Here is a 24,312-nt window from a genome sequence, read left to right on the forward strand (position 1 = left end):
CATGGCAAAGCTCCCCTTTCGAGCCGGTTCCCTTCCAACCTCCAGGTCCTTTTCGCTGGCGCTCCTTTTGACCCTCCTCCTGACCGCACCCCACGCCTTCGCTCAGAAGGTGCCCGTGATCGAAAAAACGCTGTCCAACGGCATGCGGCTGCTCATGCTCGAGCGGCGCGACAGCCCCACCATCTCGGGCGGCTGGGTGGTCCATGTGGGCAGCTCCAACGAACGACCCGGCATCACCGGCATTGCTCATCTTTTCGAACACATGATGTTCAAGGGATCCCCCCATATCGGCACCAAGGACGCCGCCAAAGACCGGGAAATCATGGAGGAACAGGAGCGCGTACGATCGTTGATGCGCGAGGAGGAAGCGAAAATGCGCACCGCCTACCGGCGCGGCGAGATCGATGATCTGCTCAAACCCGAAAATCAAACCGCCCGTTACAAGGAACTCGCAACCGAGTTCAAAAAACTCCTGGATGCCCAGCGCGAACTCCTCGTTAAAAACGAATTTGACCGCATTTACACCACCGCCGGCGCTTCGGGGATGAACGCCTCCACCTCCGCCGATGTCACCGTCTATTTTATCACCGTTCCCGCCAACAAAATGGAACTGTGGATGTGGATGGAGTCGGAGCGCCTCCTGCGCCCCGTCTTCCGCGAATTCTACGCCGAACGCGATGTCGTCTATGAAGAACGCCGCATGCGCACCGAATCCACCCCGCTCGGCAAATTTCAAGAGGCGCTCGAATCCATGTTTTGGGAATCTCATCCCTACCAGTGGCCGGTCATCGGGTGGCCCTCGGACATCGCCTCGATCTCGAAGGAGGAGGCTGACGCTTTTTTCGCCACCTACTACGCTCCGCAAAACATCACCCTGGTGCTGGTCGGCGATTTTGATTCCGCCCCGGCCGAAACTCTCGCCGAACGCTATTTTGGTCGGATTCCCCGCGGCAAAACGAAACCGCCGGAAGTCGTCACCCTGGAGGTCAAACAGCAAGCGGAAAAGCGGATGTACGCCGAGGCCGAGGCGAATCCCCAGGTCGATATGCTCTGGAAGACGGTTCCCTTCGGCCACCGCGACAGCTACGTGCTCGGAGTGCTTTCGCAACTGATGTCCACCCGCACCGGCCGGCTCTACAAAGGACTGGTCTTGGGTTCGAAGGTCGCCACGGACACCTACGCCTACCAGGATTCCCGCAAGTGGGCCGGCTTGTTCAACGTGGGGGGGGAAGCAAGCGAAGGCCGCAAACCCGAAGAAGTCGAAGCCGCGATCGAGGCGGAGCTCGATAAACTTCGCCACGAGAGAGTGCCCGACGAGGAATTGCAGAAGGTGAAGAATAACTTCGCCGCCGGGGAATATCGCAAGCTGGCCTCCAACTCCTCGATCCTCATGCAGTTGCTTTTCTACGATGGACTCGGCAATTGGCGTGAGATCAATGAGGCCGGCCCCCGCTACCAAGCCGTGACTTCGGAGGACATCCAAAACGCGGTGCGAAAATATTTCACGAAGGAGAATCGCACCGTCGCCGTCTATACACGCAAGCCGGGAGCCGCTCCTTCGGGTGATGAATCGAGCTTGACGCCGGAACAGCTGCCCATCCTCCGCCAGATGACGTCCGCCCTGCAGCAGGAGAAGGACTCCGGCAAGCTCCAACAACGGCTCAAGGAAATCGAAGAACGCATGGGGAAAACCGATCCCAAAAATCAACCGTTGCTGAAACTTTACCGGAAGCGCATCGAGCAGCGCCTGGCCGAATTGCAAAAACCTTAAGCCGCGATCGACATGAAAGCCCTTCTTTCCCTTGGCCTTGCTCTGGCAGCGGCACTCCAGCCCTGGACCCTGCGCGCGGCGGATCCGATTCCCAACCGACCCGAAAAGCTGGCCTTCCCCCCGCTTCGCTTCGAGCCCCCCAATCCCGCGGATTATCGAGTCGCCTTGTCATCCGGCCTGATCGCGTATCTTGTCCCGAATCGCGAGCTTCCTCTGGTCCAAATCACCGTGCTGGTTCGCACTGGCAAGTATGTAGAGCCTGAGGGCAAGGAGGGTCTTTCCTCGTTGGCCGGCTATCTCCTGTCGCGGGGCGGGGCCGGATCGCGCGACGCGCAGCAACTCGACGAACGTCTCGACTTCCTTGCCGCCCAACTCTCCACCAGTGTCGCCGAAACCCAAGGCAGTGCCAGTCTGAACCTCCTCACCAAAGATCTCGACGAGGGTCTTTCCATCCTGCGCGATGTGCTGGCCTCGCCCCGATTTCAAGAGGACCGCCTCACACTCCGCCGCGAACAACTGCTGCAAGAAATGCGGCAGCGCAACGACGATTCGTCCAGCATCGAAGCCCGCGAACGGCTGTTCCTCGCCTACGGGGACGCCTTCTGGGCCTCCAAACAAAGCACCTCCAACGCGGTAACCTCCATCACGCGGGCTGATTTGGAAACCTTTCATCGCCGTTGGTTTCATCCGGCCAACTTCGTGGTCGCGGCCAGCGGCGATTTCGACCGGCAGGACATGAGTGCCCGTCTGGAAAAACTCTTTGCCCAATGGCCGTTCCAAGGCGACAAAGCCCTGCCCGTTCCGGGCGACGGCCGCATGTCGCCACCAGGAGCTTATCTCGTCGATAAAGACGTCAACCAAGGCCGCGTGCTCATCTTTTTGCCCGGGATTACGCGCGAGAATCCTGACTTCTTTCCGGTCACCGTGATGAATGACATCCTGGGCGGAGGCGGGTTTACTTCGCGCATCATGAATCGGGTCCGCTCCGATGAAGGCCTCGCCTATTCTGCCTTCTCCTCTTTCACGGGAGGCGTCTATTATCCGCTTCAATTCATCGCCGGGTTCCAATCCAAGTCGCGCACGGTGACCTATGCGGCCTCCATCGTCCTGGATGAGATGTCCAAAATGGCGCGGGAATTGGTGGGGGAAGACGAGTTGGAAACCTCCCGGCGATCCTTCATCGACACATTCCCTCGGAGCTTCGCCAACAAAGCACAGGTCGCCTCCATCTTCGCCCAGGACGAATTCACCGGTCGCTACCAGAAAGAACCCGATTACTGGAAACAATATCGGAATCGCATCGCCAAGGTGACGACGGACGATGTCCGGCGAGTGGCGGGCCGATATCTCGACACGAATCAGGTCCGAATTCTGATCGTGGGCCAGCGCGAAGAGATTCTGAAGGGACATCCCGACCATGCCGTCCGGCTGGATCAACTGGCGGGGGGCAAAGTGAACCATGTTCCCCTGCGGGATCCCTTGACGATGAAACCTGTCGCCGCTCCCTAGGAAACGCGCAACAGTGAATTCCGATTTTCCTGCGCCGGGATCTTGACCAGGAGCGAGGCGCACTGAGGGAGCATGCCCTGGACATGGGCCTGTGACCGAAGTGCAACGATGCTCCAGGTCAAAAGAACCAGGGAGAGAACCGGAAGTCATGGTTGCCCGGTTCCTTAGCCCTCTGCGACCCCTACCAGGCTCGACGACGCTGTCGTGCCCAGGATTCGGGGTTGGCGCTCGTGCCTCACGCTACCCCCGGCTCATGGCGGACACCCCTCCGGGATGACCCGGGGTCGAGCAGATCAGTCCTTCTTGCGCTTGCGCTCGCGCTGGATTTCTCCGGCCAGGAAAAGGATCAGTCTTTGCAGCCGGTTTTCGACGTCGATGGTTTCGAGGATGACCTGACGTTCGATCGGGTGCGGGAGCAAGGCGCAGGAAACGAGATCCACCAGTTGATCCGGATCATTCATCGCCGCCAATTGGCCCACGGCTTCGCGCAGCGAACGTGTCGCCAGTTGATCCGTCTTGCCCACCTCCGACTTAAGATCTCCAACGTGCTTGACCAGTTGAATGGGAAGCTGGAATCCCAATTTGAGGCGTTCTGAAACCAGATCAAGGACCTGATCGGTCAGCATCTGAGCCCGTGATCCGTCGGCCGGCACGGGTTGGAGTGGGAAAACTTGTTGCAAACGATAGGGCTTGTAACGCAGCACCTTGCCCAATTCCACCCGGCTGAGTCCCTGAAGAATCAGATTGGACGTTCCGTCCTTGTGCTGCACGGAAGCCCGGATCAGGCCGATCCCCGCCACGCGGGAAGGGGTTTCCCGCTTCCCGCCATACTTGCGCAACGCAACACAAAACATGCGGTGGGAAGCCAGAACATCCTCCAGCATGGCCCGATAGCGAGGCTCAAAAATGTAGAGCGGAAGCATTGCTTGGGGAAACAAGATGGCGTTGGGCAACGTCATCACGGGCACTGCTTCAGGCAATTCCATAGCCGCAATTTAGGTGAGGTCAGTCCCTTTTCAAGCCCTCACTTTGGCGATGTTGGAGTGATAAATCATCGCCTGCGCCTGTTGCTCGGACTCAGACCGAGCGACAACTGGCGTGGTGTCCCTGGCCAGTTCGGACGGATCTTTTGACAGACTCGCCGTTCACGGCGAAAGTGGGGAAAGAATGAAGATGGAACTCATCGCCTTGTGCGACGCGGCCACGGTCTCGGGCGGCAAGCTCAATGTGCTCGGCGCCTTCGATACGATTCAGAGCAGTACCTTCCCCGTGGTGCATCCCCAATGCGCCCTCGCGTTGCGCCTCCGCTTCAGCCGCCTTGAAGAGGGCAGACATCGCATCGGCATCTGCATCACCGATGCCGATGGACGCCCCATTCTTCCCCCCATCGACGGCGCATTGGATGTCGAACTTACGGGGGACGAGGAGTCGGCAGCCATGAATTTCGTCATCAACATCCATCAACTGAAGTTTGAGAACGCCGGGGCCTTCTCCATCAACCTGAGCATCAACGACCGGCACGAAGCCTCTCTTCCCCTTTTCCTTAAAGAGAAATCCAGCCGGGAATCTTGAGCGCCACGGCGGCGAAGGCCGCTGCCAGAACATCGTCCATCACCACGCCCCATCCCTTGGGCAACGCCTGGGACCAGCGAATCGGCCAAGGCTTCCAAATGTCGAATAGCCTGAACAGGGCGAACGCAGAGAGAGTCGTCACCACTCCATTGGAGGTCACCCACCACCCGGATTGAAAGCGGTCCAGACCGGTTCCTTCCCAGAGGAGTCCGGCAAAACAGATCGGCACCGCCACGACTTCATCCAGGACGACGGAACCGGGATCCTTTTGTCCCATCAACTCTTCGGCGCGTCCACAGACCCACACCGCCGCCGCGACACTGCCCAGGATCACACCCCCAAACCAGCCCACGGAGGGCAGTTGAAGCAAGGCCACCGCCCACGCCATCCCCACCACCGTTCCCATCGTGCCGGGCGCCACCGGGGAACGCCCGGCCCCGAAGCCCTGCGCCAGCCACAACACCCAGCGATCCACTCCGCGCCTCGTCCCCTCTTCGGGTTTCATTCTTTCCCTGCTAGTTCATCGCCTTGAGGCATGAAGAACGGGCTTCCCTCCAGGGCCCCACTCGGGGCTAGAGGTCATCCAAATAAATCCCGCGATTGAGCCACAGGTAAAGCACGCCCGAGACGAAGGTCAGCACCACCGCCACCCACTTCGAGAGTTCGGTAAACCACTCGACCCAGGGTCCACCCCACAAAGAAAACCCGAAAACCGCGGCTCCGACGGCTCCCCACTCTTGATAACTCGAGAGCACGAGCACGGAGATGATGGCCACGATTTGACTGATGGTCTTGTGCTTTCCGAAGCCTTCCGCCGCGAGCACCACGTGTTTCGAGGCCGCCAACAGCCGCAACCCGGTGATCGCGAGCTCCCGAGCCACGATCACCACCACCATCCAGGCGGGCATATAACCACGCTCGACGAAGGCAATGAAAGCAGAGCAAGTCAGGATCTTGTCCGCCAGTGGATCCATCAAAATGCCAAAGTTGGTGATCAACCCGCGCGACCGCGCCAGACGTCCATCGAAGTAATCCGTCATCCCCGCGGCGCAAAAAAACACGAGGGCGACGGTTTGATGCCGCGGAAAATCCGCAAACATCGCTCCGAGGAACCCCGCGGTAAGCACGAAGCGCGAAAGGGTGAGTTTGTTCGGCAGGTTCATGCGCCCGCGCCATCGGCCATTTCCGCAAACAAATCATAGTCCGAATGCCCTGTGACCTTGACCTGGGCGAAGTTCCCGGGCTTCTGCCCTCCTTTCACATACACTCGACCGTCGATGTCCGGCGCGTCGCTCCCGGAACGCGCCACCGTCCAGGCACCCCGCCCCGCGCTGCGCGCTCCCTCCGCCCGAATCAGCCCGTGTTCCCAGGATCGAATCCCCGCGCCTTCAAGTTCGCCCGGCTTCGCCGGACCTTCCAACAACACCCGCACGATCTTGCCCACCTGCGCCCCGGACAGCTCTCGGGAAATCTTTCGCTGCTCCGCCATCAAGGCGTCGCGCCGGCGATGCTTGATCGCTTCCGTCACGTGCCCCTTCATCCCCCCGGCCCGGGTGCCCTCTTCCTTCGAATACGCAAAAACTCCCAGACGCTCAAAACGAATGCGCCGCACAAACTCCAGGAGCGATTCGAAATAAGCCTCCGTCTCACCCGGAAATCCCACGATAAACGTCGTGCGCAACGCAATGCCCGGAATTCCGGACCGGATGCGCGCAATCAAATCCTCGATATAAGCCCGGCTCGTCTCGCGCCGCATGCGCTCCAACATCGCGTCGTGGATGTGCTGCAAGGGCATGTCCACATACCGAGCCACCTTGCCGCACTCGGACAGGGTTGAAATCAGTTCATCGGTCCAATGCGCCGGATGCGTGTAAAGCAGCCGAACCCAAAAGTCCCCGCGCAGCGCCTGGAGTTCACGCAACAAACTGCACAGCGTCGTGGCACCCTCGGGCAACTCCAACGACGCTTTGCGAAAACGATCCGGCGCCGCGATGGATCCCTCCCTCCGCGGACGCAAATCAAGGCCGTAATACGTGGAGTCCTGGGAAATCAGGTTCAGCTCCTTCACCCCCTCCCGAATCAATTGCCGGGCCTCGGCGACAACGTCCGCCTGGGAACGGCTGCGGTGGCTGCCCCGCATCCTCGGGATGATGCAAAAACTGCAGGGATGATTGCAGCCTTCCGCAATCTTGACATACGCGAAATGCGAAGGCGTCAAACGGAACCGCGGCGTTTGATAATCCGGAACGTAAGTCGGACGCACCGTCACATCCACGGACGGCGGCGCCGGGGCGGTTACCACGGTGCGCGTCTTGCCAAACTTTTCGGTCCCTCTCAGCGAGGCAGCGCCCTCATGCGCGTCTTCGCGGGGAACCTCCAACTCGGCACGGGACAAAGCCCGGGAAAGCGCTTGCTTGCGAGCCCGGCGCGGATCACTTGACGGAGGCGGTTTCTTCAACCGTCGCGCTCGATTCTCCATCGCTTCCCGCACCACCCTTCCCACTTGGGCAACCTGATCAATCCCCATGAACGCGTCCACTTCGGGAAGCAATTGAGGCAGCTCCTCGCGGAAACGTTGCGGCAAACATCCCGACACGACCAGTCCCTGACCGCGGTGCGAAGCCTCGCGCACCGCCGACGATTCAAGAATCGCGTCCACGCTTTCCTCCTGCGCGGTGTCGATAAAAGAGCACGTGTTGACGATGACCACATCCGCCGTTTCCGCGTGATTGGTGATCTCCATGCCTTCCTTCAGCAAAGAGCCGAGCATGATCTCGGCATCCACCAAGTTTTTGGCGCAGCCAAGCGAAATGAGACCCACTTTGACCGAAGGTTGTTTCAGCACAGGTCAGGCAGGGTACGCGGGGGAGCCGAAGGACTTCAATCACACAGTGTAGCCCCAAGACCCCAGCGGTGCATCCCGATGTTGCCGGTGATGGAGGTAGGGCGCGTCCGTCCCGGCGCGCCGCCGGAGCATGATGTTTTGCATCCAGTGGGCGGCGGGCTGGGACAGGCCCGCCCTACCAACAACATCGGGATACACGGAGACCCCAGAGCACGGGTTTGGAAATCCCGGGTAACACTCTCCCCGCCGTGCGAACTCGCTTGGCATTTGCAAAAGCGTGCCCGTAGGCTCGCCCAATGAACTCCAGCCATCCTCGGTCGGTGAGCGCTTCCTGGCGGAAGCCCTTCGAAGAGACCGAACTCCGCGCCTGGGCCGCGGGCCTGCGCGAACAACTCGGTCCCCACCGCCCCTCGCTCGGCCTCGTGTTCATGACCCCGGGCTACTTCGACCAAGCGCGTGACATCCTCGAAATCCTTCGCCTTCACGCCCAAATTCCCGTCCTCGCCGGCTGTTCGGGCGCTTCCCTGATCGTCAATGAGGACGAACTCGAGGATCAGGACGCCCTCGTGCTCGGACTTTACTCGCTCCCCGGTGCGGAGTTGCGCACGACTCGCTTCACTCAAGAAGACGTCGAAGCGAGCGCTGAACCCGACTCCTGGCCGCGGCACACCGGCGTGTCCCCGGCGGAAACGAACGGCTGGCTGGCCTTCGCCGACCCGTTCCACATGGATGCCGAGGCATGGCTGCGCGGATGGAACAGCACCTACGCTCCCAAGGCCATCTTGGGCGGACTGGCCAGTGGCAACTTCTCAGACCAGCGGACCCAGGTTTATCTCAACGGGGATGTCTTCGAAGAGGGTGGGGTCGGCGTGTCCTTCGGTGGGGCCATCGGAATCCACGGCGTCATCAGCCAGGGCTGCACCCCGATCGGAGAAACCTGGACCATCACCGACACCGACCGCCATATCATCAAAACCATTGCCAATCGCCCCGCCTATCAGGTGTTGGTGGACACGTTCCAATCGCTGTCGAATGCCGAACAAGCCAAAGTCCGGGGCAATCTATTCGTCGGATTGGTCATCAACGAATACTCCGAGGAATTCCAACGCGGCGATTTCCTGATTCGCAATCTGATCGGGACCGACCCCGCGTCCGGTTCCATCGCGGTCGGCGCTTACCCGCGACGCGGCCAAACGCTTCAATTTCAAAAACGCGACGCGAACGCCGCCACGGAGGATCTCGGACTCCTGCTCGACCGCGCGGGACAAGACCTCGAAGGTCAGCCGATCTACGGCGCCTGCCTTTGTTCGTGCAACGGGCGAGGCACCAAACTTTTTGGTTCCTCCAGCCACGATGCCGCCATGATCCAGAAAAAACTGGGGCCCCTGGGAGTCTCGGGATTTTTCTGCAACGGCGAAATCGGCCCCGTCGGCAACCGTAATTTTCTGCACGGCTATACCGCCTCCATCGCGCTCTTCGTTTCCCGCCCCACCCTGCCCGCTTCGCCTTGATCGTCCACGAACTGGAATCCATTGTCCGTCGCATCAACCCCGCCGCTCTCTTCCCTCAACGGCCCGGATCCATCGAGGTGGAGCTAGGGTCGGGAGACGGCTCGTTCCTGATCGAATACGCGCGAGCCCACCCGGAAAAAAACTTCCTCGGAATCGAGCGGCTGCTGGGGCGGGTGCAAAAGACCGCTCGCAAGTCGGCTCGAGCCGGGCTGGACAACGTCCGGCTCATCCGGCTTGAAGCGGGATATTTTTTGGAATGGATGCTTCCTCTCGAGTCCATCGACACCCTGCACGTGTACTTTCCGGATCCATGGCCCAAGAGGAAACACCGCAAGTACCGGCTTATCAACGAGCGATTTCCCGCCCTGGCGGACCGTGTGCTCCTCGACCGAGGCTGCCTTCACCTGCGCACCGATCACGCCGACTACTTTGAGCAAATGACGCAGGTCATGCGCGAAGCCCCCTGCTTCGAACCGATCGCTCCGCCCCTCGACCTCACCCGATGGGTCACCGATTTCGAAGCGGGTTTCATGGCGCAAGGATTGCCCATTTACAGGGCCTCCTATCGCAAGCTCAAACTTCAAAATCAAACGGCCGCCTGACCCGGTGCATCCAGAGGTCTTCGGTGACCGGGTTGTCGTGGTCACGCAGACAGTCCTGTCTGCTGTGGCGCAGGCTGCCCGACCTACGGAGCGACGAAGGAAACCCGGCGCGTGGAGAGCATGGAAGGGCCTGGAGGCCTGAAACCCGCACACCCCGGGTATGGGCACCTGCGACCATGGGATGATCCATGGGATCGAAGAGAATGCTCCCCGGCTTAAAATCGCGGACGGTTGATGGAGTCTCTAGCCCGAGGACTTTTCGAAGCGGTCGAGATTCATGACCTTGGTCCACGCTGCCACAAAATCCTTCACGAATTTCTCGCCGGCATCGGCGCTGGCATAAACTTCCGCCAAGGCCCGAAGTTCGGAGTTGGATCCGAAGACCAGATCAACCCGCGTGCCAGTCCAACGAAGCTCTCCCGTCTTCCGGTCGCGACCTTCGAACACGTCAGGATCCCCGGCGGAAGGCCTCCACTCCGTGCGCATATCGAGGAGATGGACGAAATAATCGTGGCTCAAGGTTCCGGGACGCCGCGTGAGGACTCCGTGCTTCGACTGCCCGAAGTTCGTGTCCAACACCCGCATGCCCCCGATCAATGCCGTCATCTCGGGCGCGGTCAGGGAAAGCAATTGAGCCCGGTCCACCAGGAGTTCCTCCTCCCTGAGGGTGTATTTCCCTTTGAGATAATTCCGGAATCCATCCGCGATCGGCTCCAGCACGGCGAAGGATTCAACATCGGTCTGTTCCTGGGATGCATCCGTGCGTCCGGGCGAAAACGGCACGATCACGGTATGCCCCGCATGCTTGGCGGCAAGCTCAATGCCAGCGGCTCCCCCCAGCACGATCAAGTCTGCCATCGAAACCTGTTTTCCGGCCTTCTGAGCGCCCTTGAACTCCTGCTGGATGGCCCCGAGGGCCTGAAGCACTTTGGCCAGACGGGGCGGTTCGTTGACTTCCCAATCCTTCTGCGGTGCCAGGCGGAGCCTCCCCCCGTTGGCGCCTCCGCGCTTGTCCGAACTGCGGAAGGTGGACGCGGATGCCCACGCGACCGAGACGAGCTCCGCCACCGACAATCCCGCCGCCAGAATCTTGCTCTTCAGCCACGCCACGTCATCGGCGTCGATCAAGGGGTGTTTGGCCTTGGGGATCGGGTCCTGCCAGAGCAGATCCACCTGGGGCACTTCGGGTCCGAGGTATAACGAGCGTGGTCCCATGTCGCGGTGCGTCAACTTGAACCACGCTCGGGCAAAGGCGTCGGCAAATTGATCCGGATGCTCCAGGAATCGCCGGGAGATTTTCTCATACGCCGGATCGAATCGCAGCGCCAGATCGGTGGTGAGCATGGAGGGCGTGACGCGCTTGGAGGCGTCATGGGCATGAGGCACGGTATCCGCGCCCGCGCCCCCTTTCGGTCTCCACTGCTTCGCTCCCGCGGGACTCTTGGTGAGTTCCCATTCGTAGCCGAACAGGTTCTCAAAGTAATTGTTGCTCCAACGTGTGGGAGTGGTGGTCCAGGTCACCTCCAAACCACTGGTGATGGTGTCGCTCCCTTTCCCGGTTCCGAAACTGTTCTTCCAGCCCAAGCCTTGTTCCTCCAGCCCGGCCGCTTCGGGTTCGCGGCCGACATGGGAGGCAGGAGCCGCCCCATGGGTCTTGCCAAACGTATGCCCGCCAGCGATGAGGGCGACGGTTTCTTCGTCATTCATCGCCATCCGGCCAAAAGTCTCGCGAATGTCGCGCGCGGCGGCGATCGGATCCGGATTCCCGTTCGGCCCCTCGGGGTTGACATAGATGAGTCCCATTTGGACTGCGCCCAGTGGTTTCTCGAGGTCGCGGTCCCCGGAGTAGCGCTTGTCCCCCAGCCAGGTCGTCTCGCCTCCCCAATAAACGTCGAGATCGGGCTCCCAGACATCCGCCCGGCCCCCGCCAAAGCCAAAAGTTTTGAACCCCATGGTTTCCAGGGCGACGTTGCCGGCCAGAATCATCAGGTCGGCCCAGGAAATCCGGCGGCCATATTTCTGCTTGATGGGCCAGAGCAATCGCCTCGCTTTGTCGAGGCTGACGTTGTCTGGCCAACTGTTGAGCGGTGCAAAACGCTGCTGACCGCGCCCTCCCCCGCCCCGCCCATCGCCGGTCCGGTAGGTTCCGGCACTGTGCCACGTCATGCGAACGAACAACGGACCGTAATGTCCAAAATCCGCCGGCCACCAATCCTGGGAATCGGTCATCAAGGCCGCGAGATCCTTCTTCAATCCGGCGTAGTCCAGCTTCCCGAACTCCACCGCGTAGTCGAAATCTTCCCCCATGGGATCCGATTGGGAAGAATGCTGCCGCAAGATATTCAGCTTCAGTTGGTGCGGCCACCAGTCGCGATTGGAGGTTCCCCCTCCGGTTGGATGTTGCGGACTTTTGCCTGTAAAGGGGCACTTGCTGGATTCATTCATAGTCGTGCCAAGGGGTGTATGACAAAATCCAAAGGAGGGCCAGAACGGAATCAAGCCACCGGATCACAGAATCAGGCGACAGGAAATTCCGTTGACCCGTATCCGAAGCGGCGAGTAGCTTCCTCCCCTTAATTTTCTAGAAGAAAAGTATGTTTTCAAGCATTCGGCGTCATCAGAGGTGGCTGTGGATCGTGGTCAGCTTCTTCGTCATTATCAGCTTCGTGGTTTACTTCAGCCCGAATGTGGGGTTCGGAGGGCCCGACTCTCAGGGAGGCGAAATTGCCCTCGGTACCATCGACGGCAAGACCATCCAGCGCGGGGATTACGTCCAAGCGCTCAATGAAGCCCGCTTGCGTTATCGCATGTACAATGGCGAATGGCCCAATGATTCGGCGCGCACCCGCCAGATGGGATTTGATCTGGAATCGGAAACGCAATCCCGCCTGGTCATGCTGGCCCGCGCCCGGGAACTCGGGATTTCAGCCGACGATGACGCCGTGGCGGAATGGATCACCACCAGCTTCCAGGACAAAGACAATCCAGGCTCGAAGGTGGAGCGATATAACCAGTTCGTGGCCACCGTGCTCAAGCCGGCGGGTTATTCCTCGTCTGATTTCGAGCAGTTCGTCCGCCATGAACTCGCCGTTCAGCATTTGGTATTCCTTGGCGGTTTGAGCGGGCGCCTCGTCACGCCTCAGCAAGCCGAGTCGAAGTACCGCGAAATGAACGAAGAGATTGAAACCGAGGCGGTCTTTTTCTCCGCCTCAAATCACATCGCCTCGGTCAACATCACGCCCACTGCCCTCGAACAGCATTTCACCAACAACATGGCAGCCTATCGCATCCCGGAGCGTTTGATCGTGCATTACGTCCAATTCGACGCCTCCAATCACGTGGCCGCCGCGGAAGCCCAAATGGCTGCCAGCACCAATCTCGCCGCCAGCATCGACCAACTCTATGCTCAACGCGGCCCATCCGCTTATCCCGATCCCCAGGGCAACCCCCTGCCCGCCGCCGAGGCCAAAAACCGCATTCGCGAGGAGTTCCGCTCCGAACTTTCCATGCGGGAAGCCCGCCGCGCTGCCGCCGCATTTGCGGAAGAACTTTTTTCCGCTCAACCCGCTGAGGCCGCTCAACTGTCCCGCCTTGCAGCCGCCAAAGGCATCCCGCATCAACTGACGGCGCCGTTTGACCGAAGCGGCCCGATGGAAACCTCTGATCCCTTCGTCATCGCCCGCGCGGCCTTCAACCTCACCCCCGAGGAACCGTTCTCCAATCCCCTGGTGGGCCAGGAAAAGGTCTATGTTCTGGCCTTGGAGAAAAAGATTCCAAGCGAGCTCCCTTCCTTCGATCAGGTCAAAGCCCGAGTCACCGAGGATTACAAGAACCGCCAGGCCCTCGACGCGGCCCGCGTCACCGGCACCGGTTATCAAACCACCCTCAGCAACGCATTGGCCCACGGCAAGAGCTTCTCCTCCGCCGTCGCCGGCCCCTATGTCGCCTATATGAAGCTCCCCGCGTTCTCCCGCAATACCCGTTCCCTTCCCGACGTGGAACGTAAAGCCAGCCTTTCGCAATTGAAGGACGTTGGCTTCGCGCTTGCACCCGGAAAATCGAGCGCCTTCACCCAAACTCGGGAGGGAGGTTTCATCCTGCACCTCGTCGCTCGCAAGCCCGTGGACGAGGCCAAAATGAAAACTGAACTCGCCGAGTTCACCCGCAATCTTCAACGCACGCACCAATACGACGCCTTCAACGAGTGGTTCCGCAAGGAACGGGAAAAGCTGGTGCTCCCTGCCTCCTCGCAGCAACGCGCCGCGACCCAGTAACCACCCGCCGCTCACCCCTGCTGCCATGGCGCGCCGCGGCCAGGCGATGTCCACCGCGACCCCATCTCCCATCAAACTCTCCTCACCCGCCACCGGTGAGTTTTGGGAAATTCCCGTCCTTTACGAGGACAACGACCTCCTGGCCCTCGATAAACCCGCCAACCTTCTCGTTTCGCCGGACCGCTACGATCCTCAGCGGCCCAACCTGATGGGTTTGCTTCACCGCGACATCGCCCGCGGAGCTCCGTGGGCCAAACAACGATCCCTCGCCTATCTTTCCAACGTCCACCGGCTCGACTTCGAAACCACCGGCGTGTTGCTTCTGACTCGCTCCAAAAGCACCCTGATCCATTTGGCCAACCAGTTTGGCAACCAGACGCCCATCAAGGAGTACCTCGCTCTGATCCAGGGTCCTCCCGCGGAGTCCTCCTTCGTGGTGGACCAAAAAATCGCGCCCTTCCCTGGACGTCCAGGCCATATGCGCGTTGATCCGAAACACGGCAAAAGGTCTCGCACGGAGTTTTTCACCCTGGAGAGCTTTCGAGGTTACACGTGGATGAAGGGCCTGCCCCGCACCGGCCGAACCCATCAACTGCGCGTTCATCTGGCTTTTCTCCGCCATCCCATCGTCGGGGATCGCATGTACGGGGGCCGTCCCCTGCTGCTCTCCAAACTCAAGCCCGGCTATCGGCTCAAGTCGGATCGAACCGAGCGTCCCTTGCTCCAACGCGTTTCCCTCCACGCCAGTCGATTGACGGTGATACACCCGGTCACCTCGGAAACGATCACCATCGCATCTCCGCTGCCCAAGGATTTAAGAGTGGCGTTGAAGTACTTGCGTCAATTTGCCGCCCTTTCCACCCCGCCGAACCGCCCTCAAAGGTCAGCCCTGCCGGGCGATGGCCTTGATCAAACGGACGGCGATGAATCCGGCACCGATCAACAATAACGCGCCCGAAGCCCGGGAAATCTTCAAGAGCGTGCTCGCCGAGAACTGCCCGCGCTTTCTCGCAACCCCGTAACTCAAGAGCGTGAACCAGCAAACGGTTCCGCACCCGACGCCCCCGACAAAGGCCGATTTGCTCAAGAGGTTGTTGTCCACCCACTGATTGGACAGAAATGCGGCGGTGAGCGTGATCCAGAAAAACAAAACCGCCGGATTCCCGAGCACCCGCACGAAACCCACCATGAACGCGGTGTGAGGATGCAGCTTTTCCTCGATCATCCGCTCGCTTTTCGACGCCGGCGCAATCGCCTGAACCCGGAGATACTTGAATCCCATAACGGCCAGGAGAAGGAAACTCGCCAGTTCCATGGAAGCGCGCATCAGCCGCGAATCGAACAAGCTCCCGAACCCGGCCACACTTGCTCCGCAATAAATCATCTCCATCAAGCAAGCGCCCAACCCGATCAGCCATCCCTTGAGAAAGCCGTGCTTCGCTCCCTCATTCAGGATCGTAACGTTAATCGGCCCCACCGGAACGGACCCCAAGAAGCCGCTCACTGCCCCTGTCGCGATCGAAATGGCAAGTTGAACCAGTGGTTCCATCCCCCCTTGTGAACCGCCCCTAACCCGGCGGATCGGCTCCTTCCTCCTCTTCCTCCTCTTCAATACCCCGAATGATCTGGCGCGACATTCGCGGCCGCACCAGGCCATAAATGAGATAACTCGTGAACAAGACGGGCAGGATCACCGGCAGCACCAGATTGCGCAGGATCATCAACGAACCGATGAAAAGTATCGCCGTCACCGTCTTGGCGAAGGGACGCCGCGCGCGCAAATCGAGCTTCTTGAAAGACGGGTATTTCACCTCGCTGACCATCATGAAGGATAAAAAAAGCAGCAGGCAGGGCAGCACGTACCGCCAAGCCCCGGTGCGATACCCCCGTTCATCCCACCACATCATGAATAAAGTCAGCGAGGCGACCAAGCCGGCCGCGGCGGGAATCGGGAACCCCATGAACTCGCTCCCGCCTCCTCCCCCCGGCATGTTGGCCAGGCAATTGAACCTCGCCAACCGGAGCGCGCCGCAGATCAAGTAAATGGACGCAATGAACCAACCGACCTCCTGCTGGTTCAAAAACACATCCTTAAGCACAATGCGGTGCACCAAAAACGCCGGCGCAACTCCAAAGGAAACCAGATCGGCCAGGGAGTCCAATTCACGGCCAAAAGGACTCTCGTTGCCACCCATTCTGGCCACACGCCCGTCCAATAAATCAAAAATGCAGGCCAACAGAATGAAAAACAGGGCGACACGAATCGTATGATTGAAATCGGGGGATCCCTCGTTCGCCTCCACAATGCGCGTCAGGGCAATGAAGCCGCAAAACAGGTTCCCCGAGGTCAACAGGTTCGGCAGAAAATAAATGCGTAGCCTCGGCGGTTGGCCGGGCTCGCCTTGACTGATCTCGGGTGTCATTCCCTGCTCCTTTGACCTCAGGCCCGCTCAGCCACGATCGTTTCGCCCCCCCTGACTTTCTGCCCGAGCACCGCCGTGACGCGGCAAGCCAGCGGTAGATACAAGTCCACGCGTGATCCAAATTGAATCAAACTGATGCGCTCACCGCGTCCCGTGGCATCCCCGGGCCGGACCCATGGGAGAATGCGCCGCGCGATCAACCCCGCAATGAGCCGCAACGCGACCTTTTCCCCGGCGGCTTCACTGGACTCTATGCCCACCAGGACGTTCTCGTTGTGCAAAGCCGACTCGGCCTTCAAGGCATTCAAGTATTGTCCCGGCGTGTGGCGCACGAGCGAAACCTTGCCCGCCACCGGAGCTTGCTGCACATGCACGTCGACCACCGACAAAAAGATCGAGATCCGGCGGCAGCGCCCGCCCAAAAAGACAGGCTCCTCCGTCTCATCAATCACATCCACCGTGCCGTGGGCGGGGCTCACAATGGCTTTGGGATCGGACGGCACCACGGCTTCCGGATCACGAAAAAAGTTGATCACGAAAACCACGAAGAAAACCCACAGGCCCGCGAGCAACCCGAGCAGAACCCCCCCTCCCTTCAGGACATAATTCAACGCCCCGGCCGCCAGCAGAAAGACCAGGACGCTCGCAAGGATCATCCGACTGCCCGCCTTCGCCGCCTTGCCGCGATGCTTCATGCGCGGATTTTGGTCAGACTTGCCGAAGTTGGAAAGCGCGGATTCAACCGGATCTCTGGAGCGGTCATCCGACGATGGATGCGCCCGGGTTCATCAGGGGTGCGCACCATGACCGCGAATGGGATGGAAAGCGGACGGTCGTTTCAATACCGGTAGTGCTCGGGCTTGTAAGGACCCTCCATGGCGACCCCCAAATACTCCGCTTGTTTCCTGGAGAGCTTGGTCAATTTCACCCCGATCTTCTCGAGGTGCAGCCGGGCCACTTCCTCATCCAGCTTCTTGGGCAACCGGTAAACGCCCACCTTGTAGGCGTCCTTGTTCTTCCATAGATCCAGTTGCGCGAGCACCTGGTTCGAGAAGGAGTTGGACATCACGAAACTCGGATGGCCAGTGGCGCATCCCAGGTTCACCAGCCTGCCCTCAGCCAGAATGAAAATGCTGCGGCCTCCGGAAAACGTGTACTTGTCGTACTGGGGCTTGATGGTGGTCTTGACCACACCCTTCGCGCCGTTCAACCGGTCCATCTGAATCTCGTTGTCGAAATGACCAATGTTGCAGACGATCGCCTGATCCTTCATTTGCTGCATGTGATCAAGGGTGATCACATCGCGGTTGCCCGTCGCCGTCACATAGATGTCGGCCTTGCCCAGGGTGTCCTCAAGGGTCGTGACTTCGAAACCCTCCATGGCGGCCTGCAACGCGTTGATCGGATCAATCTCGGTCACGATGACGCGCGCGCCAAACCCTCGCAGGGAATGCGCGCTGCCCTTGCCCACGTCGCCGTAGCCGCAGACGACCGCCACCTTGCCAGCCACCATGACATCCGTCGCTCGCTTGATCCCGTCCGCCAGGGATTCGCGGCACCCGTACAAGTTGTCGAATTTGGACTTGGTGACCGAATCGTTGACGTTGATGGCAGGCACCAGGAGTTGACCTGCCTCCAGCATCTGGTAAAGCCGATGAACACCGGTGGTGGTTTCCTCAGACACCCCGCGCCACCCTTTCACCACCTCGTGCCAAAAACCCGGGCGTTCCTTCGCCACGCGCTTAAGCAAATTCTTGATCACCTGCTCCTCGTGCGAAGCGCTCGCGCTCTGCACCCAGCCGTCCCCTGCCTCAAGCTGATAGCCTTTGTGGATCAGGAGCGTCACGTCGCCTCCATCGTCGACCACCAGTTGCGGACCCCGGTTCCCCGGGTGGGAAATGGCGTCGAGGGTGCAGTCCCAGTATTCCTCCAGTGTCTCGCCCTTCCACGCAAACACGGGCACCCCCGCCTTTGCGATGGCCGCAGCCGCGTGGTCCTGCGTGGAGAAAATATTGCAACTGGCCCAGCGGACGGATGCGCCAAGGGCCACCAGCGTCTCGATCAACACGGCCGTCTCAATGGTCATGTGCAGCGATCCCGTGAGGCGGACACCGGCCAGCGGTTTGGCAGCGGCGTATTTCTCGCGAATGGACATCAGGCCGGGCATTTCGCGCTCGGAGACCTCGATGGTCTTCCGGCCCCAATCGGCCAGGGACAGGTCTTTGACTTTGAAGTCAGCTGGTTGAGCCGACTTGGCGGAAGCTTTGCGGGAAGGGGAGAGTTTGATGGCAGGCATAGCGGAGAGGAATGTTAAAGATTTCGGTGGAATTCAAACAACTAGCGCACCGCCTTTTGCAGCGCCTTGACTTTATCGGTGCGCTCCCAGGTGATGCTGGCCAAATCGTCGATCTTCCCGAAGTGGCCGTAGTTCGTGGTCTTCGAGTAAATGGGACGGAGCAGATGGAGCTGCCGGACCAAGTCGGCGGGCTTGAAACTAAACACTTGGAGGGCGGCCTCCGTGATCACTTCATCCGTCAAACCTTCGCGCGCCGTGCCGAAGGTGTTGACGTAGACACTGACCGGGTCGGGATATCCGATGGCATAGGCGAACTGGATCTCGGCGCGGCGCGCCAATCCGGCCGCCACGATGTTCTTGGCCACGTACCGCCCCATGTAGGCGGCGCTGCGATCCACTTTGCTCGGGTCCTTGCCCGAAAACGCCCCGCCACCGTGCCGTCCGAATCCGCCATAGCTATCGACAATGATCTTGCGCCCCGTCAAACCCGTGTCGCCCTGGGGACCGCCGGTCACAAAGCGTCCCGTCGGATTAATCAGGAACAGCGTGTCTTTGCGCAGCATCTCCTGGGGCAGCACCTTTTTGATCACCTCTTCGATGCAGAACTCCTCGATCACACGGTGTTTGACGCTGGCCGCGTGCTGCGTGGAAATGACCACGTTGGAAATGGAAACGGGCTGATCGTCTTCATACACCACCGAGACCTGGGATTTGGCGTCCGGACGCAGCCAAGGCGCGCGTTTTCCCTCCTTCCGGATCCGCGTCAACTCGCGCCCCAAGCGATGCGCAAACATGATCGGAGCCGGCATCAGCTCCGGGGTCTCGTCACTCGCATAACCGAACATCAACCCCTGGTCCCCAGCCCCCTGCTCGGCCTTTTTCTTGCCCTGGGCGGCGCGCGCGTCAACGCCTTGAGCGATGTCCGGCGATTGCTGGGTGACGATGACGTTCACGAACACCTTGTCGGCGTGGAAAACGTCGTCCTGGTTCACGTAGCCGATGCCGCGGATGGCCTCGCGCGTGATCTGGACATAATCCAAACGCGCCTGGGTTGTAATTTCGCCCCCAACGACCACGATGTTGGACTTGGCGTACGTTTCGCAGGCCACGCGGCTGAATTTGTCCTGGGCTAGGCAAGCGTCCAGCACGGCATCGGAGATAGTGTCACAGACCTTGTCGGGATGGCCTTCACCAACCGATTCCGAGGAAAAAATGTACTTTTTGCTCATCAGAAATGGGGGCCACACCATGCGGCCAACGTCATATTGACGTATCTGGATATGAAGATATATAGTGTTCGTCGGCAGTCAACCCACAAATTCACCGGCATGGCCCAAGACAGTCCATCGTTGAAAACCCTGCGCGCCCTGGCTGACCCAACCCGCGTTCGTATTCTCGCGTTGCTCGAGAACAACGAACTCTCGGTCAACGAACTCCAGGACATCACCGCGCTGGGCCAGTCCCGCATCTCCACCCATCTCGGCCTGATGCAGGAGGCCGGCCTGCTCGACTCCCGCCGCGAGGGCAAGCGGACTTTTTACCGGCTGCAATCTTCTCCCTCCGAAGCCAGGGCCCCGAGTCTGGCGCTGGCCAAAGCCGCCGCGCGGGAACAGCCGGAATTCGAATCCGATCGGGCCAATCTCCGCCGCATCGTCACCCGACGCGCCCATCAGGAACGCGTTTTTTTCAATCAGATCGCCGGCCGTTTCGATCGAAGCTATGGACCCGGACGTTCCTGGCAGGCGTTCGGACAACTGCTGTTGCGCCTCCTTCCGCCTCTGGTCGTGGCGGATCTCGGGTCCGGGGAAGGACTCCTCAGCGAACTGCTCGCCCGCAATTGCAAGAAGGTCATCGCGGTGGACAACTCGGAGAAGATGGTGGCGTTCGGCACTCGCAAGGCCAGGAAGAACGGCCTCAAGAATCTGGAGTTTCGCCTCGGCGACCTTGAACGCCCCCCCTTGGAACCCGCGAGCGTCGATGTGGTGATCCTGAGCCAGGCGCTGCATCATTCGGAGAACCCCGCCGCCGCGCTCCTCGCCGCGCGCCGTCTGCTGGTTCGCGGCGGCCAGATCCTCATCTTGGATCTGCGCCAGCATCACTTCGAAAAGGCCCGCGAATGGTATGGTGATCACTGGCTCGGATTTACGGAAGGCGACCTCCATCTTTGGCTGGAACGGGCGGGCTTCAGGAACATCGAAGTCGAAATCGTCGCCCGCGAGGAAGCTCCCCCCCATTTCGAGACGCTGCTCGGATCAGCCTTCGCGCCTTGACCGCCAGCCCCCTACCCCCTCCCGCCCGCGGGCGCACCAACCGCGCCTCAACAACTCGTGGGAACCTCCCGCAACACCGCCAGGCAATGCGGAATGGCTCCCGCCACAAATCCCAGGCACTCCGCCGCGCCGGAGGGTTTCCCGGGCAGGCAGAGCACCAGGCTATTCTCCACCACCACGGCGAGGCTTCGCGAGAGGATCGCATTCGGGGTGATCTTCATCGATTCCATCCGCATGATTTCGCCAAACCCAGGCAGTTCCCGCGTCGCGATCTCACGCACAGCTTCCGGAGTCACGTCTCTCGCTGCCACCCCGGTGCCTCCCGTGGTCAATACCAACTGGCATCCTCGATGGATCAGTTCGCGAACGGCCCGCTGAATGTCCGCTTTTTCATCCGGCACCAACAATTCTAATTCCACACGCCACCCACGGCTTTCCGCAGCCTGGCGGACAGCAGGTCCCCCCAGGTCGTCATAGAGTCCGCGCGACGCCCGATCGGAAATGGTGATGACACCGGCTCGAATCAACATGCCATTGAGGCTAGCGTGACCCCTTGAAAACTTCCACTCCCCAATCGAATTCTATTGGTCTTCATTCAGCCTGATCGGCAACATGACTGGATTTCCGGTCATGCGACGCCACCGAAAGTCCTCGATTCCGCGGCATGCGGTCCACCCGCATCCTCCCCCGTCCGCTCGCCGCCCATGCGGTCAGGGCGGCCATGGATTCGCGAATCTGCTCCGTCCCCCTGGAAGGGCCGGAGCCTTCACACTGCTCGAACTGCTGGTGGTCATCGGCGTCATCGCGTTGCTGGCGTCGCTCCTCGCACCCGCCCTGGCCCGCGCCGGACACCGAGCCCGCCAAACCCAGTGCCTCGGCAATTTCCGCCAGATCGGCATCGCTTTCACACTCTACCTGGCGGACCATGCGGAGATTTTCCCCGATCGCCGTGATCTGAAGGTCCGGCTGGGTTTCAAACCTTGGACCGATTGGCCGCCTTCCGACCCTCGCGGCGGCTGGGCCGGCGCGGTCCTGGCTCCGCTCCTGACTCCCAAATCGTGGCAATGCGCGGGACGGATTCAATCCATCTGGCCGACGTTGGCCGCGGCGAACCAGTTGTCTCATCCCGAAGACTCCCTCTCCTCCGTCCACTACTGGCTCTGGAGGTTCGACCGGACGGAGGACCCGATTCCAGCCGACAATTTTTGGGCCAAGACCGTCGAGGCAGCCGCGCAGCAATTCATCGATGCCCGTTCGGGATCCGTGGATGCGCCTTCGGGTCCCTCGGAAGTCGAACTCACGGTGGACGCCTATTTTCCCGGGACGGTGGCTGCGATCCCTCCTGCCTGGCGCGGATTGTCGCCCCACCCCGGCGGTCGGAATCGATTATTTTTGGACGGACGGGCCGCATTTTCGAAGGATGCGCGGCTCCGATCGCGATGAGTCTTGCCCATGCGTGCATCCACCGCTCCCCCTGACTTGGACTGGACCCGGCTGTTGCGGGAGGTTTCGCGCTCGTTTTACCTCACGTTGAGAGTGCTGCCGTCCCGGGTGCGCATTCCGATTGGTCTGGCGTATCTGCTGGCTCGCGCCACCGACACGGTTGCCGACACCGAGGCGATCCCCGCCGAATTCCGGCTCGCCGCGCTGGATCAGTTGCGGAAGGCAATCCTGTCCGGCGGCTTCAGCCCGGATTTCAGCCGGTTCTTGGATGGGTTGCCCCCAGGACACCCGGGCAATCCCACCGCCGGGGAGCGGGCTTTGCTGGCGGAGATGCCGCGGACGCTCCAATGGCTTGGGTCCATGGATCCCGCGGATCGAGAGCGCATTCGCCAGGTCTTGGAGGTGATCACGAGCGGGCAGATCCTGGACGTTGGCCGATTTGGGCAGGCGACCGAAAAATCGATTGTCGCGTTGAAGACTCTTTCCGAACTCGATGACTATACTTATCGCGTCGCGGGCTGTGTGGGAGAATTCTGGACCCGCATTTGCCGGACGCATCTGTTTCCGGATGCGCCGATTTCAGAAAGCGCTCTGCTGGAGGACGGTGTCCGTTTCGGCAAGGGATTGCAGTTGGTGAATATTCTGCGGGACCTGCCGAAAGATTTGCGCTTGGGACGTTGTTATCTTCCCTCGGAGCAACTCATGGCGCGGTCGTTGGTTCCCGGCGATCTGCTCGACCCGGCCGCGTACGAGCGGCTCGCCCCGCTGTTTGGGGCGGCGCTGGACCGGGCTCGCGGCCACTTGGACGCGGGATGGCGCTACACGAATTCCCTGCCTCGCCGCCTCGTCCGCATACGACTGGCTTGCGCATGGCCCATCCTGATCGGGATCGACACGCTGGGCCGGCTTCGCGGAGTCAACCCGCTTGAGGGCTCGCATCGAGTCAAGACCCCGCGCGCCGTGGTTCGCGGCATGATCTGGCAGTCCGTGTGGCGTCTGGCGTGGCCGCCCGCCTGGAACCGTCTTGACCGCTGGGCCGAGGCTCGCGTCAAGCGGTCTCGCGAAAGCCCCTTTAGCAAGCCCCCAAAGCAAGGAATGGAATGATCCGAGGCCGGAGCTGTTCCGGCGTCATTTGGATCAACTCCTCAAAAGGAATGGCATCGGCGACGTCATACAGGTCGATGGCGGTCCGTCGCAATCGCGACAGATAAGCTCCACATCCGATCGTCTGTCCGAGTTCGTGGATCAAGGTGCGAACGTAGGTGCCCTTTGTGCAGGCCACCCGAAAGCTGCCCGACGGCGGGGTGTAGGAAGTGAAGCGAAAGTTGTAAATGTGAATCAGGCGTGGCTTACGTTCCACTTCGACGCCTTTTCTCGCCAGTTTGTAAAGGGGGACGCCCTGGATTTTGACCGCCGAAACCATCGGCGGCGTTTGCATGTGATCCCCCAGGAACGCCTGGCAATAGACATCCAACTGCTCGACCGTCAGTTCGGGCAGGGGAGCGGTTGCGGTGATTTCTCCTTCCGCATCGAAACTGGAGGTCGAGGTACCGAAGGTGGCGCCGCCCTCATAAACCTTGTCGGATCCCATCAGCTTTTCGGAAAGCCGTGTCGCCTTGCCCAGGACGAGGATCATGAGCCCGGTGGCGGCAGGATCGAGCGTGCCGCAATGACCGACCTTCTTGAACCCAAAATGGCGCCGCACCACATCCACCAGATCGTGAGAAGTCGGGCCCGCCGGCTTGTCCACCAGCAAGCCTCCGTCGAACGCGTCGAACGTCTGCATCAGGTGGAAA

General features: G+C 60.5%; 23 protein-coding genes. 11 read left to right on the forward strand and 12 right to left on the reverse strand.

The window, feature by feature from the left end:
- Position 1 precedes the first annotated feature (1 nt).
- Together FJ404_04640 and FJ404_04645 are read left to right on the forward strand one after the other, a co-directional pair.
- Complete coding sequence (locus FJ404_04640; protein ID MBM3822175.1) at positions 2-1,771, forward strand: insulinase family protein; 1,770 nt, start codon at positions 2-4, stop codon at positions 1,769-1,771.
- A 12-nt stretch (positions 1,772-1,783) separates the two neighbouring features.
- Positions 1,784-3,280, forward strand: coding sequence for an insulinase family protein (locus FJ404_04645; GenBank protein MBM3822176.1), 1,497 nt, complete (start codon positions 1,784-1,786; stop codon positions 3,278-3,280).
- A 293-nt stretch (positions 3,281-3,573) separates the two neighbouring features.
- Here FJ404_04645 and FJ404_04650 read toward each other — a convergent pair whose 3' ends face one another.
- Entirely contained in the window at positions 3,574-4,266 is a 693-nt protein-coding gene (locus FJ404_04650; GenBank protein MBM3822177.1) for a hypothetical protein, read from the reverse strand.
- Between the two features lie 187 nt (positions 4,267-4,453).
- On the opposite strand from FJ404_04650, the gene FJ404_04655 reads away from it, so the two are divergent.
- Positions 4,454-4,852: a hypothetical protein gene (locus tag FJ404_04655; GenBank protein MBM3822178.1), complete on the forward strand. Its 399-nt coding sequence runs from the start codon at positions 4,454-4,456 to the stop codon at positions 4,850-4,852.
- Here FJ404_04655 and FJ404_04660 read toward each other — a convergent pair.
- The 3 genes from FJ404_04660 to rimO all read right to left on the reverse strand — a co-directional run bounded on the left by FJ404_04660 (position 4,824) and on the right by rimO (position 7,664).
- Complete coding sequence (locus tag FJ404_04660; GenBank protein MBM3822179.1) at positions 4,824-5,357, reverse strand: phosphatidylglycerophosphatase A; 534 nt, start codon at positions 5,355-5,357, stop codon at positions 4,824-4,826. The genes FJ404_04655 and FJ404_04660 overlap by 29 nt on opposite strands.
- A gap of 67 nt (positions 5,358-5,424) precedes the next feature.
- Positions 5,425-6,015, reverse strand: coding sequence for a CDP-diacylglycerol--glycerol-3-phosphate 3-phosphatidyltransferase (pgsA, locus tag FJ404_04665; protein MBM3822180.1), 591 nt, complete (start codon positions 6,013-6,015; stop codon positions 5,425-5,427).
- Positions 6,012-7,664 carry a 30S ribosomal protein S12 methylthiotransferase RimO gene (gene rimO, locus FJ404_04670; GenBank protein ID MBM3822181.1) on the reverse strand — a complete coding sequence of 551 codons (1,653 nt, stop codon included), beginning with the start codon at positions 7,662-7,664 and terminating at the stop codon, positions 6,012-6,014. The genes pgsA and rimO overlap by 4 nt, the downstream gene beginning before the upstream one ends.
- Before the next feature lie 111 nt (positions 7,665-7,775).
- Here rimO and FJ404_04675 point away from each other — a divergent pair, with 111 nt between their 5' ends.
- The 3 genes from FJ404_04675 to trmB are packed head-to-tail and all read left to right on the forward strand — an operon-like array spanning position 7,776 to position 9,810.
- Complete coding sequence (locus FJ404_04675; protein ID MBM3822182.1) at positions 7,776-7,997, forward strand: hypothetical protein; 222 nt, start codon at positions 7,776-7,778, stop codon at positions 7,995-7,997.
- The gene (locus FJ404_04680) at positions 7,994-9,208 is read left to right on the forward strand and encodes a hypothetical protein (GenBank protein MBM3822183.1); all 1,215 of its coding nucleotides are present in this window, start codon (positions 7,994-7,996) and stop codon (positions 9,206-9,208) included. Before FJ404_04675 ends, FJ404_04680 begins: the two co-directional genes overlap by 4 nt.
- Positions 9,205-9,810: a tRNA (guanosine(46)-N7)-methyltransferase TrmB gene (trmB, locus tag FJ404_04685; protein ID MBM3822184.1), complete on the forward strand. Its 606-nt coding sequence runs from the start codon at positions 9,205-9,207 to the stop codon at positions 9,808-9,810. Before FJ404_04680 ends, trmB begins: the two co-directional genes overlap by 4 nt.
- Before the next feature lie 243 nt (positions 9,811-10,053).
- On the opposite strand, the gene katG is transcribed toward trmB, so the two are convergent.
- Entirely contained in the window at positions 10,054-12,255 is a 2,202-nt protein-coding gene (gene katG, locus FJ404_04690) for a catalase/peroxidase HPI (protein MBM3822185.1), read from the reverse strand.
- A gap of 149 nt (positions 12,256-12,404) precedes the next feature.
- On the opposite strand from katG, the gene FJ404_04695 reads away from it, so the two are divergent.
- The gene (locus FJ404_04695) at positions 12,405-14,084 is read left to right on the forward strand and encodes a hypothetical protein (GenBank protein MBM3822186.1); all 1,680 of its coding nucleotides are present in this window, start codon (positions 12,405-12,407) and stop codon (positions 14,082-14,084) included.
- A gap of 25 nt (positions 14,085-14,109) precedes the next feature.
- Positions 14,110-15,033 (forward strand): RNA pseudouridine synthase, encoded by a 924-nt coding sequence (locus tag FJ404_04700; protein MBM3822187.1) that lies wholly within the window; start codon positions 14,110-14,112, stop codon positions 15,031-15,033.
- On the opposite strand, the gene FJ404_04705 is transcribed toward FJ404_04700, so the two are convergent.
- The 5 genes from FJ404_04705 to FJ404_04725 all read right to left on the reverse strand — a co-directional run bounded on the left by FJ404_04705 (position 14,968) and on the right by FJ404_04725 (position 20,032).
- The gene (locus FJ404_04705) at positions 14,968-15,741 is read right to left on the reverse strand and encodes a hypothetical protein (protein MBM3822188.1); all 774 of its coding nucleotides are present in this window, start codon (positions 15,739-15,741) and stop codon (positions 14,968-14,970) included. The two genes, FJ404_04700 and FJ404_04705, sit on opposite strands and share 66 nt — an antisense overlap.
- Positions 15,653-16,507 carry a CDP-diacylglycerol--serine O-phosphatidyltransferase gene (pssA, locus tag FJ404_04710; protein MBM3822189.1) on the reverse strand — a complete coding sequence of 285 codons (855 nt, stop codon included), beginning with the start codon at positions 16,505-16,507 and terminating at the stop codon, positions 15,653-15,655. Before pssA ends, FJ404_04705 begins: the two co-directional genes overlap by 89 nt.
- Positions 16,508-16,524: 17 nt before the next feature.
- Positions 16,525-17,202 (reverse strand): phosphatidylserine decarboxylase family protein, encoded by a 678-nt coding sequence (locus FJ404_04715; protein MBM3822190.1) that lies wholly within the window; start codon positions 17,200-17,202, stop codon positions 16,525-16,527.
- 143 nt (positions 17,203-17,345) lie between these two features.
- Positions 17,346-18,803 carry an adenosylhomocysteinase gene (locus FJ404_04720; GenBank protein MBM3822191.1) on the reverse strand — a complete coding sequence of 486 codons (1,458 nt, stop codon included), beginning with the start codon at positions 18,801-18,803 and terminating at the stop codon, positions 17,346-17,348.
- Positions 18,804-18,844: 41 nt separating this feature from the next.
- The gene (locus FJ404_04725; GenBank protein ID MBM3822192.1) at positions 18,845-20,032 is read right to left on the reverse strand and encodes a methionine adenosyltransferase; all 1,188 of its coding nucleotides are present in this window, start codon (positions 20,030-20,032) and stop codon (positions 18,845-18,847) included.
- A gap of 99 nt (positions 20,033-20,131) precedes the next feature.
- Between FJ404_04725 and FJ404_04730 the strand changes: the two genes are divergently transcribed.
- Positions 20,132-21,073 (forward strand): metalloregulator ArsR/SmtB family transcription factor, encoded by a 942-nt coding sequence (locus FJ404_04730; GenBank protein MBM3822193.1) that lies wholly within the window; start codon positions 20,132-20,134, stop codon positions 21,071-21,073.
- Positions 21,074-21,120: 47 nt separating this feature from the next.
- Here FJ404_04730 and FJ404_04735 read toward each other — a convergent pair whose 3' ends face one another.
- Complete coding sequence (locus FJ404_04735; protein ID MBM3822194.1) at positions 21,121-21,603, reverse strand: MogA/MoaB family molybdenum cofactor biosynthesis protein; 483 nt, start codon at positions 21,601-21,603, stop codon at positions 21,121-21,123.
- Positions 21,604-21,808: 205 nt separating this feature from the next.
- On the opposite strand from FJ404_04735, the gene FJ404_04740 reads away from it, so the two are divergent.
- Positions 21,809-22,516, forward strand: a complete 708-nt coding sequence (locus FJ404_04740; protein MBM3822195.1) for a prepilin-type N-terminal cleavage/methylation domain-containing protein — start codon at positions 21,809-21,811, stop codon at positions 22,514-22,516.
- A 9-nt stretch (positions 22,517-22,525) separates the two neighbouring features.
- On the forward strand, positions 22,526-23,620 hold the full coding sequence (locus FJ404_04745; protein MBM3822196.1) for a squalene/phytoene synthase family protein: 1,095 nt from the start codon (positions 22,526-22,528) through the stop codon (positions 23,618-23,620).
- Here the strand turns inward: FJ404_04745 and truB are convergent.
- Positions 23,589-24,302: a tRNA pseudouridine(55) synthase TruB gene (gene truB, locus FJ404_04750; protein MBM3822197.1), complete on the reverse strand. Its 714-nt coding sequence runs from the start codon at positions 24,300-24,302 to the stop codon at positions 23,589-23,591. The genes FJ404_04745 and truB overlap by 32 nt on opposite strands.
- Positions 24,303-24,312: the final 10 nt, after the last annotated feature.

The organism is Verrucomicrobiota bacterium, assembly GCA_016871495.1.
GTDB lineage: Bacteria > Verrucomicrobiota > Verrucomicrobiia > Limisphaerales > VHDF01 > VHDF01.